The following is a 19,183-nucleotide window of genomic DNA, read 5'->3' as shown; positions in this document are numbered from 1 at the left end:
CGGGGCCCGCTTTTTATGCTGATCTGGCTTGGCAGCGAGGTCGCAGGTATCAACCATTGACCCTGAACACCTGGCCGGTCTGCACCCCAAGCACGGATTTCTGATAGGCCAGAGCCACTCGGGCGGCCGGCACTGGCTCGAAGCCGGGGAAGAAGGCTGAGTATTTATCCATCGACTCGGTCAACACGGTCGGGCTCACCACGTTGATACGCAGCCCCTTGGGCAGTTCGCAGGCAGCGGCCTTGACGAAATGTTCTACGGCGCCGTTGATGGTGGTGGCGCTGACCCCCCAGTAGATGGGCTCTTCGCTCACTATGCCGCTGATAAGGGTGACTGAGCCCCCTTCGTTCAGATAGGGAACGGCGGCGCGAGTCAGTTTGATCTGACCCATGAGCTTGCTCTCCAGGCCGAGTTGCCACTGCTCATCGCTCAGTTCAGTCAAAGGGGCGAAGGCGACATTGCCGCTGGCAACCACCAGGGCGTCAAAGGGGCCTATACCCTCGAACAAGGCATCAATGGAGGCACCATCCGTCATATCGACCAAGGCATCTCCCTGGCTGTGGCCGACCCGGACAATTTCGTGCTGATTTGCCAGCAGGTTGCTGACGGCGGCACCTATTGTGCCACTGGCACCGACAATCACAATTTTCATGGCTGCACTCCTGATTGGGATGTGTTGATATTAGCGCGTCAAAAAAGAAGAAAAAGCGCTTAAAATAAACTCACTGTTGCCATTTTGGAGCTAATTACCGTGGATATAGGTCACTTGTCGAGCTTCTATCAGGTGGTGTTGAGAGGCAGTTTCTCGGCCGCCGCCGACACGCTCGGGGTGAGTAAAGGTATGCTCAGTCGCCATGTCAGTGCCCTGGAAGCCGCCCTCAATGCCCAGTTGCTGCAACGCACCACCCGCAGGCTCAGTCTGACCGAGGCAGGCAAGACTCTTTATCAGCAGGCTGGTCAGATCTTTGCCCTGGCCCAGCAGGCCCAGCAGGACATACAGGCGTTGACGGAAGAGGACAGTGGTCGGCTGCGCTTCACGTGTCCGGTCAGCACTGGAGACAGGATGGCGGCCGAGTTGCTTGAGCGTTTCAGCGCAATCTGTCCCGGGGTGACGGTCGAGTTTAATTTCACCAATGCTGCTCTCGACATGAGTCAGGGGGAGCATGACATCGCCCTGAGAGCCATGGAGCGGATACCGGACAATCTGGTCGCCCTCTCTCTGGGGCGGCTCAAGGATGTGGTGGTGGCGAGCTCGGCCTGGGTGGCGGCCAATGGTCTGCCCGCGACCCCCTATGAGCTCGCAGCTCACTCCTGTTTGCTTCAGGATCACAATCCGGCCTGGGAGCAGTGGCATTTCAACAGGGAAGGGGAGGAGGTCAGCATATTGGTGCAGGGCCGGGTTCGCGCTAATCACTACAGCACCTTGCTGCAACTGGCAGTGGCCGACATGGGGCCTGCCAAATGCCCGTTGATGCTGGTCGAGCCTCTGTTGGCTTGGGGTCAGTTGCAACTTTTGTTGCCAGAATGGCAAAGCGCGTTGCATCCCGTCCATATAGTCCATGCCCAGCAGCGGAGGGTGCCGCGCAAGATCAAGCTGTTCAAGCAACTGTTGCAGGCGTGGTTTTATGAGCGCCCTCACTATCTGGTTTGAGGGCGCGCAAGGTCGGGCGGCAAAAAGGGGCATAAGCTCTACGCACTCGGTGCGGGGAGATGAAAGGTGAACAGAGAGAAGCATGGCATGAAGCAGGTGCTGGCGGTGGCCGTTTTGCTGGCCAGTCCACAGGCAATGGCTGCCCCCTCATTTGATTGCCGCAAAGCCAATGACAAGGTCGAAGCCCTGATCTGTCAGGATGCAGGGCTCATGGCCCTCGACAACACGCTGGCCAAGGTCTACTCAAAGGCGCTGGCCGACATGGCGGCAGAGGACAAGCAGCGGGAAAAGCGATGCAGCGGGGCTGGATCAAGGGGCGCAACGAGTGCTGGAAGGCCGATGATCTTCGTCAATGCGTACTGACCAACTACCAGCAACGCATCACCGAACTGCAGATAAAAGGGGGTCAGATGATGGTGCCATCCCCCGTCATCTATCAGTGCGGTACTGTCCAGGTGAGTGCCTACTTCTACGCCGACACCGAACTGCCAAGTGCTGTCATCAACCAGGATGCCAATCCCCCTCTGCTGACCTATGGGGTGAGCAGTGGCAGTGGCGCCAGGTATGAGGAGCCGGATCTGAGCTTCTGGAACAAGGGGGATGAGGGAGTCCTGAGTCGCTATGGCGAAGAGGACATCCGCTGCACTGTGCGAAAATAGCCGCGATCCCCGGACATTGCGGCCCGCCTTGGGGCTGTTATCTGCTTGTCACAAAGGCTCGCTAAGGTAGCGGGCCATGAGTGCAACAGATAATGGATGACGAGATGAAAAGAGCATGGGGCCTTGCCCTGTTATTGGGCGCAGGGTCATGGAGTGCGGCCGCGCTGGCCGAGGTCAAGGTATCGGTACCCGCGCCGTTTCAGCTGCTGGCGGTGCAAGAGGGCAAGCTCCTGGATGAGCACAGCGCCACAGTGAAGGAGGGCGTCGCCCAGCTGCTGGTTCGCTATGACGGCGTGGAAGAGAGTCGCACCAGCAGCGACAACGACACCCATCATATTTCGCAGCCGCAGGTGGTGCGGATCGAACTCCACAGCGGTCAGCTGTTGCTTCTCCCCGAGGTCGCAGCCGCTGGGCTGAGCAGCGGTGAGCAGATGGCCGCTTTTGCCAAGGAGCCAACGCTCGATTTGCGTGATGGCCAAGGCCAGCCAGTCGCCTTTACTCAGGATGAGCTGGCCAGCAAGGGTCTGCAACTGGGCATCGATTGGTCCGAACGTTTGGCAGATTACAACCGTGATGGCGGCGCTGCGGCGCTGGCACTGGTTATTCCGGCCCTGGCCGCGGGAGGCGAGCAGGCAGGAAAACCTCAGTCCCAGGGTGCCACCGGTCTGGAAGCCCAGTTGCAACAGCTGTTCTTGCAGGCAGATCCGGCGCTGCGCAAGCGCTTCATCGGCTGGGCCGTGCCCCAGCTCTAGCAGTCAAGTGACTGCGCTTGCCATCGCGGGTCTCCCGCTTTCCTTGCCGAAGCGCTTGCAGTAAGGTGGGCACATTCCAGTGCCCCTTCATCGCGTCGAGGTTTTCATGTTCGAACTGCATCCCCGTCTGGCCGCCGATACCCTAGTGCTCGGCGATTTGCCCCTGTGCCGTGTCTTGCTCGCCAAGGAGAGTCAATACCCCTGGCTGATACTGGTGCCCAAGGTGGCGGGATTGCGGGAAATCCATCATCTGACGACCGGGCAGCAACAGCAGCTGATGCTGGAGTCCTGCGCCGTCGCGGCCTTGATGGAGCAGTGCCTCAACCCTGACAAGATCAATGTGGCGGCCCTTGGCAATCTGGTTCCCCAGCTGCATCTGCATCATGTGGCACGTTTCAGCGGCGACAAGGCCTGGCCAGGTCCGATTTGGGGGGCGCACCCCGTCATCGCCTATGAACCACAAGTTTTGGCCCGCGAGGCCGATACATGGCAGATGCAGCTCGCCACCCTCGCCAATTTCATCCCGGCCAATGCTGATGAGTGACACAAGAGGGTGCTGGCTCCCAGCTTGATGGCAAGGAGCAGTTCGCGCAGCCGAGTTGTGCTATAGATAAGCCCATTTTTCGCCGTTCAGGAAGAGACCATGATAGTAACGAGAGCCGATGACGATACCGTGTTGACCACGGAAGATGTACTACTGAGCCTGTGCAACTCGGTCACCAAGGTGTTGAGTGCGGCCAGCCAGAGTCAGGTGCGCTTCTCCGGCATGGTGCAGAAAATCAGCAAAACTTGCCTCAAGCCCGACATCGGCTGCTTCGTGCTGTTCGATGGTGGCTTCTCCGGCCTGGTGGTGATCAACTTCTCTGCCGCCGCGGCCATGGAACTGTACGAGAGTTACATGCTGAGCATGGGCCTCTCCAGGGAGGATCTCGCCATCTCCCACACCTCGGATGAGGTGAGCAACGTGATGGGCGAATTGATGAACCAGATTGTCGGCAACTTCACCCACAAGGTGGGCCGCGATTTGGAGACGCACATCACCCAGAACCAACCCAAGATGCTGGCCCTCAACAAGCAGGTCATGCTGAGCGTCGATACCAACCTGGACAACCCGGAATCGCGCCGGGTGACTTTCTTCACGGCCCGCAACAACATCTTCTATCTGGAGCTGGCCATGGACAAGGCGGAGTTCATTCGTCTGCACAACGAGGGACGGGATCAGGAAGAGCTGAGCCCGGACGAGCTGATTGCCCTCACCAAACAGGGCCAGGTGGCGCCGCCGAGCGCCGTACCCAAGGCCGCAACGGCCAACGATCATGACGATCTGCTCGACTCCCTCGGTCTCTGAGTTCCGGGTCTGCGAGTACTCGCCAGCATGAGCGGCAGGTTCATGTCTAATGCAAGAAGGCCACCCTGGGGTGGCCTTCTTGTTATGACGCCAGCGCTCAGAAGTTGTAGAGCAGACCGGCGCTCAGGGAGCTGGCGTTAGCGTCGTAGAAGCTGATGTCCGAGTCGGCCTTGGCGTAGCTGGCGCTCACCACCCCGGACAGGGGGGCGACCCCGAACAGCTGGTGCCAGAAGAAGGAGCCACCGAGGGCGAACTCTTTGGCATCGGCGCGTCTGCCAAAGATGGGCTGGACGGCATCGTAGTTGCGCTGGCCGAGATAGAGGTTGCTGACCAGGGACCATTGGCTGCCCTTGACGCCGTAGCTCAGCTGCACCCCCGTGCTGTCATAGCTCTCGGCGCGGCCATCGAGATCCGCCTGCTTGTAGACCAGGGCAGGCTCAAGCAGCTGACCCGGGGCAAAGCGCCACAGATAACCGAGTTCGAACGCATATTCATGGCCGTTGCGATCCAGCTGGTGGGCGACATCGTGGCCATAACGTTCGCCGCTGTGTTCGTTGTCGATATCAATCTTGCGCACCGTTGCCTTGCCGTTGAAATTCGAGCCCCAGATCTTGTCCCAGCTCAGACGCATGCCACGGGAGCTGCGATCCGTGGTCTCTCTGTCTACCCCGGTGGCGAAGGGATCTTGCCACTGTTCGGTGGGCAGGGCACTGAACACGTAAGAGCCGGCGATGATGCCCTTGTCACCTATCTGCTGGCGTACCCCTAACTGCTGGGTGAAGTCAAAACGCACCGCATCCTGGATAAGGTTGCCCAAGAACAGCTGGGTGCGGGTATCTGCGAAGGTGTAACGCAGATCCGCATTGATCAGGGGCGTCAGGCCATCGGAGCGCTCGGCCGAGCCCAGATTGTCGATGCGGTCATGACTGTCATGTCCCTTGTAGAAGTTGGATTCGTAGCTGCTGGCGTTGATGCCACCGAGCAGGAAGCCTGAGAAACCGGACTGGGCAGGGATCTCGATGATCTCGGCATGAAGGGGACCTGCGGCCAACAAGCCCAGTCCGAGCAACAGACTCTTGTGCATTTCTAACTCCTCAAACGAGAACATTTCAAACCTATAAGCGGCTGGCATTATAGAGCGGTGGTGGCCTGCTGTCTGCGCCAATGGCGGCTGTTTTGGCCAAGGCATGGCTTCGCATATTACTGAGTTTTTTGTCAGATGATGCTGCGGGAGCCGGGTCCGGGGTTACTAAGCGCGCTGACCAGGAGCAGAACCCTGGCTTGACGCCAGTGGGGCTTGGCTCACAAAGGCGAGGGGCGAGGCGCAATCCTCGCGAGGGAGGGCAAGCGTTCCTGCGTTGAGGCTGGTATTCTGGAAAGCGAATAACGGGGAGAAAACAACGAGATGAAGCAGATTAAATCCTGGGCCCAGTATTATGTGGATCTGATGACCAAGCTGGGGCTGGTGCGATTTAGCATGTTCCTGGCGGCGGCCATCATAGTGCTGGCGGTGTCCATCCAGATGGGGGTTACCCTCTTTCTGCGCGGCACCATCGACGTGGTCGATCTGGTGCGATCCGTCTTCTTCGGTCTGCTGGTCACTCCCTGGGCCGTATACTTCCTTTCCATCGTGGTGGATCAGCTCGAGGACTCCCGGCAAAGGCTGAGCCGCATGGTGCGCAAGCTGCAAGAGATGCGCGAGCGCGACCTTGAACTCAACAGCCAGCTGCAGGAGAACATCAGTCGACTCAACGTCCAGATAGCCGAGACCAACAGGGCCGAGACCCTGCGTCAGCAAGCTATCGAAGATCTGGAGAACGAGGTGTTTCAGCGGGAGAAGGCCCAGCTGCACCTGGGGGAGCGCACCGCCCTGCTGCGATCCTTCATCGACTGCTCCCCTGATCTTGTCTATTACCGCAACGAAGACGAGCAGTTCTCCGGTTGCAACACCGCCATGGAGCAGCTCACCGGCCGGGTAGAGGCTGAGCTCATCGGTCTCACCCCGTTCGATGTCTACAAGCTGGATATTGCCAATAAAGTGGTGGAGACCGACCGGCAGGTGTTCGCCACCAATGAGCCCATGACTTATGAGCAGTGGCTCGAGTATCCCGATGGTCGCAAGGCTTATTTCGAATTGCGCAAGGTGCCTTTCTTCGACCGCTTCGGCAAGCGGCTCGGCCTGCTTGGTTTTGGCCGCGACATCACGGAGCGCAAGCAGTATCAGGACAAGCTGGAGAAGGCGAGTCGTGACAAGACCACCTTCATCGCCACCATCAGCCATGAATTGCGCACCCCTCTCAATGGCATAGTGGGTCTGAGCCGCATGCTGATGGACACGCCGCTCTCCCCCGCCCAGCACCAGCAGCTCAATACCATTCACCTGAGCGCCGTGACGCTTGGCAACATCTTCAACGACATCATCGATCTCGACAAACTCGATCGACGCCGACTGGAGATAGTGCCGACGCCCATCGATCTGCCCGCCTTCCTCGATGAGCTGGAGACGCTGTCGCGCATCCAGGCCGAGCAGAAGGGGCTCTATCTCCATTTCGACCGGGATGGCGACATGCCGCAGTTCGTCATGGCCGATGGTACCCGCTTGCGTCAGGTGTTGTGGAATCTGGTCGGCAATGCGGTCAAGTTCACCGATGAGGGCGGCGTCACCATTCGCTGTCTCGCCCATGAGGCCGAAGCCCCGGGCAAGCTGGCACTGCACTTCGAGGTGGAAGATACCGGCATCGGCATTCCCCGTCCCCAGCAGGAGAAGATCTTCGCCATGTACTATCAGGTGGAGGGGCAGAAACATGCCACTGGCACGGGGATTGGCCTGGCCGTCTCTCGCCAGCTGGTGCAGTCCATGGGGGGCCAGCTCTATGTGGACAGCGATGTTGGGGAGGGATCCTGCTTTACCGCCGAGCTGGAGGTCGCCTGGGTCGAGCCGGTGAGCGAACCCGAGTCGCCCGACAGTGGTCTCACCCTCGACATACTGCTGGTGGAGGATGTCGAGCTCAATGTTACTGTTGCCTGCGCCCTGCTCGGTAAACTGGGGCATGAGGTCAAGGTGGCCCGTACCGGCAGTGAGGCCATCGCCATGGCCAACCCGGATGATTTCGATTTGATCCTGCTCGATATCCAGCTGCCGGACATGACGGGGTTCGATGTCGCCAGCACTCTGTTGAGCCAGTATGGCGACAGCCTGCCCCCCATGGTGGCCCTGACCGCCAATGTCACCGGCGATCGTCAGTATTATCTCGAGCGCGGCATGCAGGATGTGATCAACAAGCCCCTGCGTTCCCAGGCGGTGCGAGCCGTCATCGCTCACCTGTTTGCCGATCTTGCCGATGAGGAGGACGAGGCCGCCAGCGAGCAGATGCAGCAGAACGACTTGTTGGATCTGGGCTTTTTGACTGACTACGCCGACACCGTCGGCAAGCCTGTTCTGCTGTCGAGCGTGGACTTGTTCGAGAAGATGATGCCCGATTACATGGCGGTGCTCGATTCCAACATGATTGCCAGGGATCAGGCGGGGGTGGTGGAAGAGGCTCACAAGATCAAGGGGGCTGCTGGCTCAATCGGCCTGCGCCGCCTGCAACAACTGGCCCAGCTCATTCAGACTCCGGATCAGCCCGCCTGGTGGGAGAATGTGGAAGACTGGATTGAATCGCTGCGCCGTGCCTATCCCGGCGACATAGCCCGACTACGAACTTGGTTGCAGGAGTGAATCCCATGTACCAGACCCTGATCCCGGCCCTGCGCATCCACCCCCGTGTTTTGCCCCAGGGGGAGGAGAGCCTGCTGGCGGCGACCGAGTTTGACCGGGCTCGCATCGTGCAGGCGGCGCCGGTGCGCCGCTTGCAGCAGAAGACTCAAGTATTCCCTCTTGACGTCAAGGCATCGGTGCGTAGCCGATTGACTCACTCCCTGGAGGTGCAGGAGACGGGCCGTCAGATCAGCCGCCAGATTTTAGGGGCACTGCCCCCTGATGCCGTCTGTCCCTGGTCTTTTATCAATCTGGTGGAGATGGCCTGCCTGCTCCATGACGTGGGCAACCCGCCATTTGGCCATTTTGGCGAGCAGGTGATGGGGCAGTGGCTCGGAGAACAGCTCGATCCGCTGTTTGCTGCCGCCGTGGGGCAGGGGAGCGAGCAGTGGCCGCTATTGCGCGCCGATCTGCTCGGCTTTGATGGCAATGCCCAGAGCCTGCGTCTGGTGCACAGCCTGCATGAACTCAACCTGACCCTGGGCCAGCTGGCGGCCTTGTGCAAGTATCCGGAGCAGCTCAGCCACACCGGGGGGCTCGCCCAGCACCACGGCTGGGCGACCAAGCGCGGCATCTTCTTCAGTGAACAACCCCTCTATGCGCAACTGAGTCTGAGCTTGGGGTTGGCGCCTGGTTGCCGCCATCCGTTGGTCTACATCATGGAGGCGGCGGATGACATCTCCTATTGCATCGCAGATCTCGAAGATGCGGTGGATAGACGCATTCTCAGTCAGAGCGAGCTGATGCGCGCGTTGGCACGGGCGGATGAGGGAGACTATATGCAGGCCCTGTTGCAAGAATCCCGACAGGCGCCCGAAGGATTCTTCCCCCACTTTAGGCAGCGACTGACCGATGATCTGGTGGCCCTGGCGGCGCAGACCTATCTGGCCGAGCATGAGGCCATTCTCTGCGGCAGTTATCCCCATGCGCTACTCAGTGGTCAGGCCCCGGCGGCACGGGTGCTCGAGACCCTGAAACAAGTGGCCCGTGAACAGGTCTTCATGCGCCCGGAGGTGGAAGCGCTGGAGCTCGAAGGCTATGCCGCCCTGCGCGGTGTGTTGTCGACCTACTCCTGCTTGCTGGTCCTGCCCGAGCCCCAGTTTGAACGCTTGCTGGCAGGGGCGGGGGGAGCCGAACTCTTCTTCGCCCGCCGCCTGTTCCACCGCTTGTCGGCGCGTCATCTCAAGGCATACCGCCTGGCGGTGGCGCACCCGGACACCCGTTTTCAGCGCCGTGCCGAGCAGGAGTGGTACTACCGGATGCGGCTGCTGCTCGATTACGTCAGTGGCATGACGGATACCTATGTGCTGGAGGAGTACCGGCTGCTGTCCGGTATCTGAAGTGGTTATCCCCGCAGTGACAGGCTGAAGTGGTCACCCTCCCCAGATGGGGGTGAGAGCAAGGGGGATAGTTGAATTGAATCCGCGGCTTTTTTACACTCTCGACACTTGTTCCACTTTTCACCCTAAGGAGACGAATATGCAACAGCCAATGTTCAACGTTGCGACTCGACACGGCACTGACCGTGTGTCCATTCGTACCCTTTTGCCGCGTGGAGTGAGCAGGTAACTCTGTCACTATTTATCACCCGCGGTTCTTCCGCCGGGTGAATTTCCCCGCTCTTCGGGAGAACTGCAACGTTCAAACGGAGAGATCATATGTCTATCGAACTGACCCTGCTGCGTGGCGCTGCGCGCCTCATCGAGTTTCGTATCACCCGTATCGAGCAGCGCCGTACCCTGCTCAATCTCTCGCCCGCCCTGCTCAAAGACATTGGGCTGGAAGGAGAGGCCGTGCAGGTTTCCCACCTGCGCGAGCGGGAATACCAAACCGATTACCGGCTTGGGAATCGAATAACCTGATGGATGGGGGCAAGGTCCCCATCCCGGCTAACAGCGGGCCCCCAGGGGCCCGTTTCGCCGAAAGTCACCCACTCTTCCCCGGTATTTATCCTCATGAACCCTAGCCCCACGTCCGATAAGTCCTAAAGGGCCATCTGGTAGTGAGGCCAGTGGCTGCCCCTGCCAGCAGTGTCTGTGATAATCTCGAACCTGGTTGGCAAGGATCCACCCAGCCATCAGTAGATGGTTGCTACAGGTGGCATCCCCTGGTCGCCAGACTCAGCGCTCAAGCGCTCTCCCCGGAACAAGGATGTTCATGAAAATTGCCGCAAAACTGTTACTCGCCTTCGGCTTTGTCAATCTGCTGATCCTGCTATCAGCCGTACTCATTCATCATCAACAGAACAAGATAGGTGCCTCGGAGCAGGCATTGATGCACCAGGCACTGCCCGCCTTACAGCGAGATGAGGCGAGCCAGAAAGCGTTGGTGGCCACCGTCTCAGCCTTGCGTGGTTATCTCATCCTCGGTGAGGATCCCGGTCAGGCGCAGCGGCTCAAGCAAGAGTGGCAAGCTGCCTGGCAGCTTATCGAGGGGCAGACCATGGCCCCGGTGCTGGGTGAGCGCTTGGCCGCCTTCAAGCTGAGTCAGCAACAGCTGTGGGAGCTGGCTCATACCGACGACAACTTGCCGGCCCATACCCTGATGTTGCAGGAGGCGGGCCCCCTGGCGGAGGCGGCCCTCGATCAGTTGCAGTCGTTCACCAACGAGGAGGTGGCGAGAGAGGAGAGCCAGTTGCCCGGAGACAGACGCCGCCTGCTCAAACAGGTAGGTGATGCCTATAACGGTCTCTCCAATGCGCTCTCGGCACTGCGCGACTACCTCATCTCGGGGGAGGGGGACTATCGTCAGAAGTATCAGGATTACTACCAGTTCCATCGCCAGCGGGTTGCGGAGATCAAGGGGCAGGCTGCCGACTTCACCGAGGCACAAAAGAGGCTCTGGGATCTGTTCGAGGAGATGTCGACTCCCTTCAGTGACCTGGTCGAGCAGGTGATCGCCAAGCGTCAGGCACCGGACTGGAACCGAGCCAACTATCTGATGGCCAAAGAGATAGAACCGGCGCTGCACGAGCTGGCCGCTCAGCTTGCGGAGCAGGTCAGTCAGACCCATGCCGAGGTGGAGCGAATGGGCGCGCAGATGGATGGTGCCAGTAGTCGCATTCGCACCATGCTGCTTGTCTCCACGCTGGCGGTTTTGCTGCTCAGCACCCTGGTGGCGATCTGGATCAGCCGCCATCTGACGACGGACATCCGGCTGCTCGAGCGCCGTGCCAGTCTGGTGGCATCCGGCTGCTTGCCCGCCGAACCATTGCCGCTGCATCGCCGGGATGAGCTGGGCGGGCTGACCGGCTCTCTCAACCAGATGTCGGCTCAATTGCGCCAGCTGGTGGCCGATATTCAGGAGGCGGTCAACCGGGTGGAGGGCGCTTGTGGTGACGTGAGCAGCACGACCCGCACCATAGTGCAGGATCTCGCCAGCCAGCATCAGCGGGTGGATAGTGTCGCCGCCGCCATTGAACAGATCTCTGTCACCAGTGAGGATGTGGCGGGCAATATAGCCCAAGCCGCTCGCGCCGCGGCAGATGCCGAAGTGCAAAGCCGGGCGGGGGAGCAGGCACTTGGCCAGATGGTGGACACCATGGGCGCCATCGCGACCATGATAGCCGAGGCCAATGGCGCCATGACGAGGCTTAGCGAGCAAAGCGAGCAGGTGGGCAGAGTCACCGAGGTGATCGCCACCATCGCCGAGCAGACCAATCTGCTGGCCCTTAATGCCGCCATCGAGGCAGCGCGGGCCGGGGAACAGGGGCGAGGTTTCGCCGTGGTGGCTGATGAGGTGCGCCAGCTGGCCAGCCGTACCAGCCAGTCCACCGCCGAGATCAGTCAGACCATCGCCAGCATCCAGCAGCAGACCCGTCAGACCGTGGCCACGGTGAGCGGTGGTACCTTGCTGGTGGAGGAGGGGAGCCGGGCGGTCGGCAGCGTCAGTCAGACCTTGCAGGGGGCCATCGGCCAGGTACAGGCGCTGTGCGAGCAGCTTGCCGCCATAGCCACGGCCACTGAGCAGCAATCGCGCACCGCCAGGGAAGTGGCCGGCACTGTGGAGGAGATAGCCGGGCTCAGCGCCCAGTCAAGCCGCCATAGCCAGCAGGGGGAGGCCATCGTCGCCCGCCTGTCTCAAGACACGGGCCGCCTGAGTTTGGCGATCAGCCGCTTCGAACTGCAATGACGTGACCATCGATAAGAAGGCCCCGCAGCCTGTTAGGTTGCGGGGCCTTTTGCATTGTCTGCTTACGAGCCGGCGGGGAACCGTATCAGTCCAGACGCCGGAAGGTCTGGTTGTCGAAGCTGCTGCTGGTTTCCTGATTGAGCAGGCTGACCAGCAAGAAGGGGGCGCTTCTCGCCATCGGGAGCCAGCTCAGTCCAGGCGACGGAAGGCCTGGTTGTCGAAGCTGCTGCTGGTTTCCTGATTGAGCAGGCTGACCAGCAAGGAGAGTGTGCTTCTCGCCATCGGGAGCCAGCTCAGTCCAGACGCCGGAAGGCTTGGTTGTCGAAGCTGCTGCTGGTTTCCTGATTGAGCAGGCTGACCAGCAAGGAGAGTGTGCTTCTCGCCATCGGGAGCCAGCTCAGTCCAGGCGACGGAAGGCCTGGTTGTCGAAGCTGCTGCTGGTTTCCTGATTGAGCAGGCTGACCAGCAAGGAGAGTGTGCTTCTCGCCATCGGGAGCCAGCTCAGTCCAGACGCCGGAAGGCTTGGTTGTCGAAGCTGCTGCTGGTTTCCTGATTGAGCAGGCTGACCAGCAAGGAGAGTGTGCTTACGTGCCGGCGGGGAACCGTATCAGTCCAGACGCCGGAAGGCCTGGTTGTCGAAGCTGCTGCTGGTTTCCTGATTGAGCAGGCTGACCAGCAAGATAGCCCGCTTCTCGCCGTCCGGCTCCAGATAGATGGCCTCGAATCCGGCCAGGGGGCCTGACTCGATGAGTACCTTGTCGCCCTGGCTCGGCAGGCAAGCGTAGCTGGCTCTCGCCTCATCGCTGTCATCCTTGCTCATCAGCTGATAGACGAGCTGACTGCTGATGGGGGTCCACTCCCGACCGAAGTGGATGATGCGGCTGATGCCCCGGGTCGATTTGAGGGTGACGGGGGTCACCTCCTCGAGGTCCACGTAGATGAACAGGTAGTTCGGGAACATGGGCTCGCGCACCGGTACGCGTTTGCCACGGCGCAGCTTTTCGACTTCCACCATGGGGTAATAGGATTCAATACCTTGAGCTGCCAAATGGACTCGGGCGCGCGCCTCTTCCTTGGGTTTGCAATAGGCCAGATACCATAGTTTCATGTTTCTTATTTCTTATCGTCATCGTGCCCGAGGCTATGATAGCGGCAGAGATAAAAAAGGCCACGTTGACGTGGCCTTTTTTGCTGGTGTGGCGGGTGGCTTACCAGCCCTTGACCAGTCCACCGTTGAACAGCGCCATGCCTTTTTGGTAGACCTCATCGGTCTGGAACGCTTGGACGAACTGTTTGACCTTCTCGTCATCCTTGTTGTCTTCACGGGCGACGATCAGGTTGACGTAGGGGGACTCTTTATCTTCAACAAACAGACCATTCTGGGTCGGGGTCAGCCCAATCTGACCGGCGAAGGTGTTGTTGATGATGGAGAGAGAGACATCTTCCAGGGAGCGCGGCAGCTGAGCGGCTTCCAGCTCAACAATCTTGAAGTTGCGCGGATTGGCCGTGATGTCCAGCACTGTCGCTTCCAGACCCGCGCCCTCTTTCAGGGTCAGCAGACCCTGTTTTTCCAGCAGGATCAGGGAGCGACCCAGGTTGGTCGGATCGTTCGGGACGGCAATCTGGTCGCCATCTTTCAGTTCGCTCAGCGCTTTGATCTTTTTGGAGTAACCGGCAATCGGGTAGACGAAGGTGTTGCCTACCGGCACCAGCTTGAAGCCACGATCACGGATCTGGGCATCCAGGTACGGCTTGTGCTGGAAGGCGTTGATGTCGATGCTGCCATCGTTCAGGGCCACGTTGGGGGTGACATAGTCGGAGAAGGTCACCACTTCGACGTTCAGGCCGTATTTCTCCTTGGCGATCTTGGCTGCGGTCTCGATAAGTTCAGTCTCGGGACCGGCAATGGCGCCTATCTTCAGGGTCTTGCTCTCTTCTTTCTGGCCGCAAGCGGTCAGAACCAGACCAGCCAGCAAGGCCGCCGCGATGGATTTAATACCTAATTTCATAAAAACCTCCTGTTTAGAAATCGATGCTCAGCGATGATCGCATTGCTTGACCAGACGCTCACCCGCGCTCTGGATGAGTTGAACCAGTACCACCAGAATGGCCACTGTTACCAGCATGACGGTCGGGTCGAAACGCTGATAGCCGTAACGTATGCCCACGTCTCCCAGGCCACCGCCCCCGATGGCACCGGCCATGGCGGAGTAGTTCACCAGTGTGACGAGGGTAATGATGACGCTGTTGAGGATGCCGGGCAGGGCTTCTGGCAGCAACACCTTGATGATGATCTGCAATGGCTTGGCCCCCATGGCCTTGGCCGCCTCGAGCAAGCCATCCGGCACTTCCATCAGGGCCCCTTCCACCAGACGGGCGATGAAGGGGATTGCACCTATGGTCAGCGGCACTATGGCGGCTATGGTGCCGATACTGGTGCCGACGATGAGCCGGGTCAGCGGTATGATGGCGACCAGCAGTATGATGAAGGGCACTGAGCGGCCTATGTTGACCACGATGCCAAGCAAGCGGTTCAGCAGCGGGTTAGCCAGGATCTGACCCGGCTTGGTCACATAGAGGGCGACGCCCAAGGGCAGGCCGAGCAGGCAACCGAACAGGGCGGAGGCTGACACCATGATCAGGGTGTCGCCCAGGGCCGTGATGAGCAGATTAATCATGGCGTCGGACATAACCCATTACCTCCAGCTGTATGTGGTTGTCGATGAAGAATTGTTGGGTGGCCGCACACTGGGCCTCGTCCCCAAACACCTCTGCCAGCAGGAAGCCGAACTTGACCCCTCCCGCGTATTCGATGTCCGCCGCCAGTATGCTGACGTCTATGTTGAAGCGGCGACTCGCCTCGGAGATGAGCGGGCTGTCGACGCTGGCTCCGGTGAAGCCGAGCTTGAGCAGCGGGTAGCTGTTGGGCTCCCGGGTCGGAGTCATCCTGTCCTGATACTCCTGGGGCACATCCAGGTGGATGGTGGAGTGGATGAAGTCACGGGCCAGCTGGGTTTTGGCATTGCTGAAGAACCAGGCGACCTCGCCCTGCTCTATCAGGCTGCCGTCGCTGATGATGGCGACCTCATCACAGATGCCTTTCACCACGTCCATTTCGTGGGTGATGAGCAATATGGTCAGTCCCAGCTTGACGTTGATCTCCTTGAGCAGGGTCAGGATAGAGCGAGTGGTCTGGGGATCCAGGGCCGAGGTGGCTTCATCGCACAGCAATACCTTGGGAGCCGGAGCCAGAGCGCGGGCAATGGCAACCCGCTGCTTCTGGCCGCCGGAGAGCTCGGACGGATAAGCATGGGCGCGGGCCTCAAGGCCAACCAGCGCTAGCAGCTCATCGACCCGTCCCTTGATGCGGGCCTTGTCCCAACCAGCCAGCTCCAGGGGGAAGGCCACGTTGGCGAAGACGCTGCGCGAGGAGAGCAGGTTGAAGTGCTGGAAAATCATGCCAATCTGGCGGCGTGCCAAGGTCAACTCGGCGTCGCTGAGGGCGGTCAGATCCTGGTCATCGACCACCACCTTACCGTTTGTGGGGCGTTCGAGCAGGTTGACGCAGCGAATGAGGGTGCTCTTGCCGGCACCGGAGGCACCTATCACACCGAAAATCTTGCCCTGGGGTACATGCAGGCTCACGTCACGCAGGGCGTGTACGGCATCACTGCCTTTCCCGTAGACTTTGTTGAGGGCATTCAACTTGATCATGGATTCTTCCGTGCCAAAGCCTTAAAGCACAGGGCGCTACAGGCGGGTAAATTGGGCAGAGGTTACACTGGGTTTGCTCTGTCATCATGGTTGATGATGCTAAGATGTCTGGATGGCTATGTCAATGTGTGTTTCTACGTCTAGACGTCTAAAATATGGATATCAATAGTCGGATATTCCCTATAAAAAAACCGCTCCGAAGAGCGGTTCAGGTCACCTGGATCAGGTGAGAGGGGCAATGCCCTCCGGGGCTATTGGGTCTGGCTGTTATTGGCCTCCTGGCTCTGCTCCTTGAGGAAGCTGATCCAGGGGGTGGCCCGGCCGCTGACCTGGCCATTCTGGGCGGCCTGGGTAAACGCGGTGAGTGCCTCCTTGGGGCGGTTTTGCTCGAAATAGGCAACCCCGGTCAGGAACTTGAGGTCAGCCCGCTGCTCGCCGCTGGCATTGCCCGCCGGCTTGCCCGTCAAGGCGACCAGATCCTGATAGCGCTTGCTCTGGATCATCATGCGCGCCATCTTGAGCTGCAGCTCGGCATTGGGCGCCTGGCGGTAGGCCGTCATCAGGGTATCGATGGCCGGGTTGAGCTCCTTGGCCTGATGCCAGTAGTTGGCCAGGGTCTTGAGGTTGGCCACGCTGCCATCTATCTGACCCGCCTTCATGGCCTTCTCCAGTACGCGGGCTCCGCGATGGGGGATGCCGGCGAAGGCGAGGTAGTTGGCCAGTCGCAGCAATTCGGGCTGCTCGGTCAACATGCCAAGTCGGTAGGCACTCTCAAGGGCCGCCAGCGCCTTGGCGTCATTACCCGCCTGCATGTACATGGCCGAGAGCTGGGTCCAGTACTTCTTTTTCTCCGGGAACATGCCGACCAGGGTGGTCAGTACCTCGGTGGCCGGCTTGTACTGTTTCAGCTCGTAGTGCGCCCCCATCTTGAGCAGATACCAGGACTCTGGCGCCTTGCCGGCGGAGAGTTTTATTGCCTGATCCACTGCCGGAATGGCTTCCCGATACTGCTTGAGCTGGACATGGGCGTTGGCCAGGGTGATGTAGGCATGAGGTGTTGGCTTGTCATCCTTGCCAAGGTTGGCAAACCACGCCTTCATGGTCGTCACAGACCCGTTGAAATTGCCATCGGCCATATAAAGCTGGGCCAGGTTGTAGCGCACCTGCTGGGCCACGGGTTGGGGAAGACCGCCGGTCGCAATGGCATCGGCGAAGTACTTGGTCGCCTTGCCGTATTGATCCTGCTGCGCCGCCACAAAACCCAGGGTTTGCAGTATCACCCCCTTGTCATAGACCTTCTCGCCAGCCCCCGACAGGGCTTCTTGCAGCTTGGCATTGGCCTCGCCATATTTCTTGGCGGCAATCAGCTCCTGGGCCTTGTTGACCGCGCGGTAGGCACGGTCAGACAGTGAGGGTTGCTCGGCAGCCCAACTGGCGGTGCTCATCAACACGGCCAGGGCGACCGGGGCCAATATCCCCTTGTGTAACTTGTTCATCGCCACCTTCCTTAGTTGACCGCGAATTCGATCTCTTGCTGCATGCGACTCGCCTGCGGCTTGCCATCGACCATGGCCGGTTTGAATGTCCACTTGGCCACCGTCTTGCGCGCCTCTTTGCCGAGGTCATAGCTACGGGGCTGCTCCTTGACGACCCGCACATTGCTGACGGTGCCGCGCTCGGTGACGGTAAACTCCAGCAACACCTTGCCAGATGCCAAGCCCGCCAGAGCGGCCTTGCGCGGCATCATGGGCTCGAAGGTCGCCAGTGGTATAGCGCCGTTGTTGCCGCCCATGCCACCGCCGCCCCCCCCAGTGCTGTAGGCGCCAAGGGCATTGCCCCCCGCGATGTTGACCGGCAAGTCCAGCTTGGGCATGTCCATGGCCATGGTCTGCATCTGCGGCTTGTCCGGGCTTGACACCTCCATCTCGGGAGGCGGTGGCGGTCGCTTGGGTGGCGGCGGTTTGGGCAGTTCTCTCTGCTTCTCTTGCAGCGTCTCCTGGGGCTTGAGGCGGACAAAGTCGACCATGCTGACGTCGTCTTGTTCCAACAGCTCCCGGCGATCCTGGTTAACCAGCTTGTCCATTCCCCAGAACAGGCCGAATACCACCAGAAAAGCGGCTGCGAAGGATATCAGGTATCTCATTGGTGACCCCTGGCATCAGCCTTCTTTGTTGGCCGCGATGGAGATGTTCTGCACCCCGGCCATGCGGATCTGATCCATGACTTCCACCACGATACCGGACTTGGATTCGGTATCGGCCTGGATCACCACGGCGCCCTCCGGGTTCTCGGCACGCAGTCGCTCGATGTTGGCACGCACGGCGCCCACCTCGATCTGACGCTTGTCGACCCAGACCTGACCGTTCTCACGTACGGCCACCATGATGTTGCCTTTCTTGACCGTTTCGGCGGTATTGGCGCTGGGGCGATTGATCTCGACCCCGGCCTCCTTGACGAACGAGGTGGTGACGATGAAGAAGATCAGCATGATGAACACTATGTCCAGCATGGGGGTCATATCGATCGCCGCCTCGTCTGCGCTGCTCGCGCTGTGACGCTTTCTCATAGCAAAAACTCCTTGCTTGTCGCGGGTGGCAAAGTCGGGCTTTGCCACCGAATCATTCCCTGACTCAACCGTGCTTCAGGCTGTCTTCCAGCTTGTCGACCGCGAGCTTGGCTTTATGCTCGAGGCGGCTGGCGAAGAACAGACCCGAGAGGGAGGCCACCATGCCAGCCATGGTTGGAATGGTGGCCTTGGAGATACCGGAGGCCATGGCCCGTGGCGATCCCGTGCCCGTGATGGCGAGGGTGTCAAACACCTGTACCATGCCAACCACAGTGCCAAGCAGGCCCATCAGCGGGCAGAGGGCGATCAGCACCTTGATGACTGGCATCCCTTTGTCCACCGCCAGGGCCACCCTGGACACCAGCTCACGCCGGATCTGCCTGGCAGACCAGGATCTATGGTCACTGCGGGCCAGCCAGCTCTGCTGGGTTCCCCTGGCTTGCTGCGGATAGACGGTCAGAAAATAGATCCAGCGCTCGAGCAACAAGGCCCACATCAACAGGGTGAGGAAGAAGATGGCGACCAGCACATCTCCCCCCATGCCCAGAAAGCGCCGGATGGATTCCACTTCCTCAATCAACCAGAACCACATGGAAGACTCC

General features: G+C 59.9%; 20 protein-coding genes. 10 read left to right on the top strand and 10 right to left on the bottom strand.

Annotated elements, in window-relative coordinates; translation table 11 throughout:
• Positions 1 to 49: 49 nt before the first annotated feature.
• Positions 50 to 652: a short chain dehydrogenase gene (locus ACSMDR_RS07405; protein WP_436467795.1), complete on the bottom strand. Its 603-nt coding sequence runs from the start codon at positions 650 to 652 to the stop codon at positions 50 to 52.
• 99 nt (positions 653 to 751) lie between these two features.
• Here ACSMDR_RS07405 and ACSMDR_RS07400 point away from each other — a divergent pair, with 99 nt between their 5' ends.
• The 6 genes from ACSMDR_RS07400 to ACSMDR_RS07375 all read left to right on the top strand — a co-directional run bounded on the left by ACSMDR_RS07400 (position 752) and on the right by ACSMDR_RS07375 (position 4,410).
• Complete coding sequence (locus tag ACSMDR_RS07400; protein ID WP_436467794.1) at positions 752 to 1,651, top strand: LysR family transcriptional regulator; 900 nt, start codon at positions 752 to 754, stop codon at positions 1,649 to 1,651.
• Positions 1,652 to 1,717: 66 nt separating this feature from the next.
• Complete coding sequence (locus ACSMDR_RS07395; RefSeq protein ID WP_436467793.1) at positions 1,718 to 2,014, top strand: lysozyme inhibitor LprI family protein; 297 nt, start codon at positions 1,718 to 1,720, stop codon at positions 2,012 to 2,014.
• Entirely contained in the window at positions 1,945 to 2,310 is a 366-nt protein-coding gene (locus ACSMDR_RS07390) for an MliC family protein (RefSeq protein WP_436467792.1), read from the top strand. The genes ACSMDR_RS07395 and ACSMDR_RS07390 overlap by 70 nt, the downstream gene beginning before the upstream one ends.
• Positions 2,311 to 2,414: 104 nt before the next feature.
• Entirely contained in the window at positions 2,415 to 3,062 is a 648-nt protein-coding gene (locus ACSMDR_RS07385) for a DUF2057 domain-containing protein (protein WP_436467791.1), read from the top strand.
• A gap of 106 nt (positions 3,063 to 3,168) precedes the next feature.
• Positions 3,169 to 3,606, top strand: coding sequence for an HIT domain-containing protein (locus tag ACSMDR_RS07380; protein WP_436467790.1), 438 nt, complete (start codon positions 3,169 to 3,171; stop codon positions 3,604 to 3,606).
• 99 nt (positions 3,607 to 3,705) lie between these two features.
• On the top strand, positions 3,706 to 4,410 hold the full coding sequence (locus ACSMDR_RS07375) for a DUF3334 family protein (protein ID WP_005892496.1): 705 nt from the start codon (positions 3,706 to 3,708) through the stop codon (positions 4,408 to 4,410).
• Positions 4,411 to 4,507: 97 nt separating this feature from the next.
• On the opposite strand, the gene ACSMDR_RS07370 is transcribed toward ACSMDR_RS07375, so the two are convergent.
• Positions 4,508 to 5,494 carry a DUF2860 family protein gene (locus ACSMDR_RS07370; protein ID WP_436467789.1) on the bottom strand — a complete coding sequence of 329 codons (987 nt, stop codon included), beginning with the start codon at positions 5,492 to 5,494 and terminating at the stop codon, positions 4,508 to 4,510.
• Positions 5,495 to 5,815: 321 nt separating this feature from the next.
• On the opposite strand from ACSMDR_RS07370, the gene arcB reads away from it, so the two are divergent.
• The 4 genes from arcB (at position 5,816) to ACSMDR_RS07350 (ending at position 12,301) form a co-directional block, all read left to right on the top strand.
• Positions 5,816 to 8,131 carry an aerobic respiration two-component sensor histidine kinase ArcB gene (gene arcB / locus ACSMDR_RS07365; RefSeq protein WP_436467788.1) on the top strand — a complete coding sequence of 772 codons (2,316 nt, stop codon included), beginning with the start codon at positions 5,816 to 5,818 and terminating at the stop codon, positions 8,129 to 8,131.
• Between the two features lie 5 nt (positions 8,132 to 8,136).
• On the top strand, positions 8,137 to 9,510 hold the full coding sequence (gene dgt, locus ACSMDR_RS07360) for a dGTPase (protein WP_436467787.1): 1,374 nt from the start codon (positions 8,137 to 8,139) through the stop codon (positions 9,508 to 9,510).
• A 318-nt stretch (positions 9,511 to 9,828) separates the two neighbouring features.
• On the top strand, positions 9,829 to 10,032 hold the full coding sequence (locus ACSMDR_RS07355) for a YjiS-like domain-containing protein (RefSeq protein WP_005892507.1): 204 nt from the start codon (positions 9,829 to 9,831) through the stop codon (positions 10,030 to 10,032).
• A 295-nt stretch (positions 10,033 to 10,327) separates the two neighbouring features.
• On the top strand, positions 10,328 to 12,301 hold the full coding sequence (locus ACSMDR_RS07350) for a methyl-accepting chemotaxis protein (protein ID WP_436467786.1): 1,974 nt from the start codon (positions 10,328 to 10,330) through the stop codon (positions 12,299 to 12,301).
• Between the two features lie 607 nt (positions 12,302 to 12,908).
• Here ACSMDR_RS07350 and rfaH read toward each other — a convergent pair.
• From rfaH to ACSMDR_RS07310, 8 genes are all read right to left on the bottom strand, one after another.
• Positions 12,909 to 13,409, bottom strand: coding sequence for a transcription/translation regulatory transformer protein RfaH (gene rfaH / locus ACSMDR_RS07345; RefSeq protein WP_436467785.1), 501 nt, complete (start codon positions 13,407 to 13,409; stop codon positions 12,909 to 12,911).
• 100 nt (positions 13,410 to 13,509) lie between these two features.
• Positions 13,510 to 14,310 carry a methionine ABC transporter substrate-binding lipoprotein MetQ gene (metQ, locus tag ACSMDR_RS07340; protein ID WP_436467784.1) on the bottom strand — a complete coding sequence of 267 codons (801 nt, stop codon included), beginning with the start codon at positions 14,308 to 14,310 and terminating at the stop codon, positions 13,510 to 13,512.
• A gap of 27 nt (positions 14,311 to 14,337) precedes the next feature.
• On the bottom strand, positions 14,338 to 14,991 hold the full coding sequence (locus ACSMDR_RS07335; RefSeq protein WP_436467783.1) for a methionine ABC transporter permease: 654 nt from the start codon (positions 14,989 to 14,991) through the stop codon (positions 14,338 to 14,340).
• Positions 14,972 to 16,015 carry a methionine ABC transporter ATP-binding protein MetN gene (gene metN, locus ACSMDR_RS07330; protein WP_005892513.1) on the bottom strand — a complete coding sequence of 348 codons (1,044 nt, stop codon included), beginning with the start codon at positions 16,013 to 16,015 and terminating at the stop codon, positions 14,972 to 14,974. The genes ACSMDR_RS07335 and metN overlap by 20 nt, the downstream gene beginning before the upstream one ends.
• Before the next feature lie 251 nt (positions 16,016 to 16,266).
• On the bottom strand, positions 16,267 to 17,511 hold the full coding sequence (locus ACSMDR_RS07325; protein ID WP_436467782.1) for a tetratricopeptide repeat protein: 1,245 nt from the start codon (positions 17,509 to 17,511) through the stop codon (positions 16,267 to 16,269).
• An 11-nt stretch (positions 17,512 to 17,522) separates the two neighbouring features.
• Positions 17,523 to 18,158 (bottom strand): energy transducer TonB, encoded by a 636-nt coding sequence (locus ACSMDR_RS07320; protein WP_005892518.1) that lies wholly within the window; start codon positions 18,156 to 18,158, stop codon positions 17,523 to 17,525.
• Positions 18,159 to 18,173: 15 nt separating this feature from the next.
• Positions 18,174 to 18,581 carry an ExbD/TolR family protein gene (locus ACSMDR_RS07315; RefSeq protein ID WP_436467781.1) on the bottom strand — a complete coding sequence of 136 codons (408 nt, stop codon included), beginning with the start codon at positions 18,579 to 18,581 and terminating at the stop codon, positions 18,174 to 18,176.
• A gap of 64 nt (positions 18,582 to 18,645) precedes the next feature.
• On the bottom strand, positions 18,646 to 19,173 hold the full coding sequence (locus ACSMDR_RS07310; protein WP_436467780.1) for a MotA/TolQ/ExbB proton channel family protein: 528 nt from the start codon (positions 19,171 to 19,173) through the stop codon (positions 18,646 to 18,648).
• Positions 19,174 to 19,183 lie beyond the last annotated feature (10 nt).

Source organism: Aeromonas molluscorum, assembly GCF_051376105.1.
GTDB lineage: Bacteria > Pseudomonadota > Gammaproteobacteria > Enterobacterales > Aeromonadaceae > Aeromonas > Aeromonas molluscorum.
Note: the sequence above shows the minus strand (reverse complement) of the source record. Positions and strands in the feature narration are given on the sequence as shown.

Excerpts from the sequence above, each read along its gene's own strand:
- ACSMDR_RS07310 (WP_436467780.1), bottom strand. The coding sequence starts at position 19,173 with ATGTGGTTCTGGTTGATTGAGGAAGTGGAATCCATCCGGCGCTTTCTG.
- ACSMDR_RS07390 (WP_436467792.1), top strand. The coding sequence starts at position 1,945 with ATGCAGCGGGGCTGGATCAAGGGGCGCAACGAGTGCTGGAAGGCCGAT.
- metN (WP_005892513.1), bottom strand. The coding sequence starts at position 16,015 with ATGATCAAGTTGAATGCCCTCAACAAAGTCTACGGGAAAGGCAGTGAT.
- ACSMDR_RS07380 (WP_436467790.1), top strand. The coding sequence starts at position 3,169 with ATGTTCGAACTGCATCCCCGTCTGGCCGCCGATACCCTAGTGCTCGGC.
- ACSMDR_RS07350 (WP_436467786.1), top strand. The coding sequence starts at position 10,328 with ATGAAAATTGCCGCAAAACTGTTACTCGCCTTCGGCTTTGTCAATCTG.
- ACSMDR_RS07335 (WP_436467783.1), bottom strand. The coding sequence starts at position 14,991 with ATGTCCGACGCCATGATTAATCTGCTCATCACGGCCCTGGGCGACACC.
- ACSMDR_RS07370 (WP_436467789.1), bottom strand. The coding sequence starts at position 5,494 with ATGCACAAGAGTCTGTTGCTCGGACTGGGCTTGTTGGCCGCAGGTCCC.
- metQ (WP_436467784.1), bottom strand. The coding sequence starts at position 14,310 with ATGAAATTAGGTATTAAATCCATCGCGGCGGCCTTGCTGGCTGGTCTG.
- ACSMDR_RS07405 (WP_436467795.1), bottom strand. The coding sequence starts at position 652 with ATGAAAATTGTGATTGTCGGTGCCAGTGGCACAATAGGTGCCGCCGTC.
- ACSMDR_RS07355 (WP_005892507.1), top strand. The coding sequence starts at position 9,829 with ATGTCTATCGAACTGACCCTGCTGCGTGGCGCTGCGCGCCTCATCGAG.
- rfaH (WP_436467785.1), bottom strand. The coding sequence starts at position 13,409 with ATGAAACTATGGTATCTGGCCTATTGCAAACCCAAGGAAGAGGCGCGC.
- arcB (WP_436467788.1), top strand. The coding sequence starts at position 5,816 with ATGAAGCAGATTAAATCCTGGGCCCAGTATTATGTGGATCTGATGACC.
- dgt (WP_436467787.1), top strand. The coding sequence starts at position 8,137 with ATGTACCAGACCCTGATCCCGGCCCTGCGCATCCACCCCCGTGTTTTG.
- ACSMDR_RS07320 (WP_005892518.1), bottom strand. The coding sequence starts at position 18,158 with ATGAGATACCTGATATCCTTCGCAGCCGCTTTTCTGGTGGTATTCGGC.
- ACSMDR_RS07315 (WP_436467781.1), bottom strand. The coding sequence starts at position 18,581 with ATGAGAAAGCGTCACAGCGCGAGCAGCGCAGACGAGGCGGCGATCGAT.
- ACSMDR_RS07375 (WP_005892496.1), top strand. The coding sequence starts at position 3,706 with ATGATAGTAACGAGAGCCGATGACGATACCGTGTTGACCACGGAAGAT.
- ACSMDR_RS07385 (WP_436467791.1), top strand. The coding sequence starts at position 2,415 with ATGAAAAGAGCATGGGGCCTTGCCCTGTTATTGGGCGCAGGGTCATGG.
- ACSMDR_RS07325 (WP_436467782.1), bottom strand. The coding sequence starts at position 17,511 with ATGAACAAGTTACACAAGGGGATATTGGCCCCGGTCGCCCTGGCCGTG.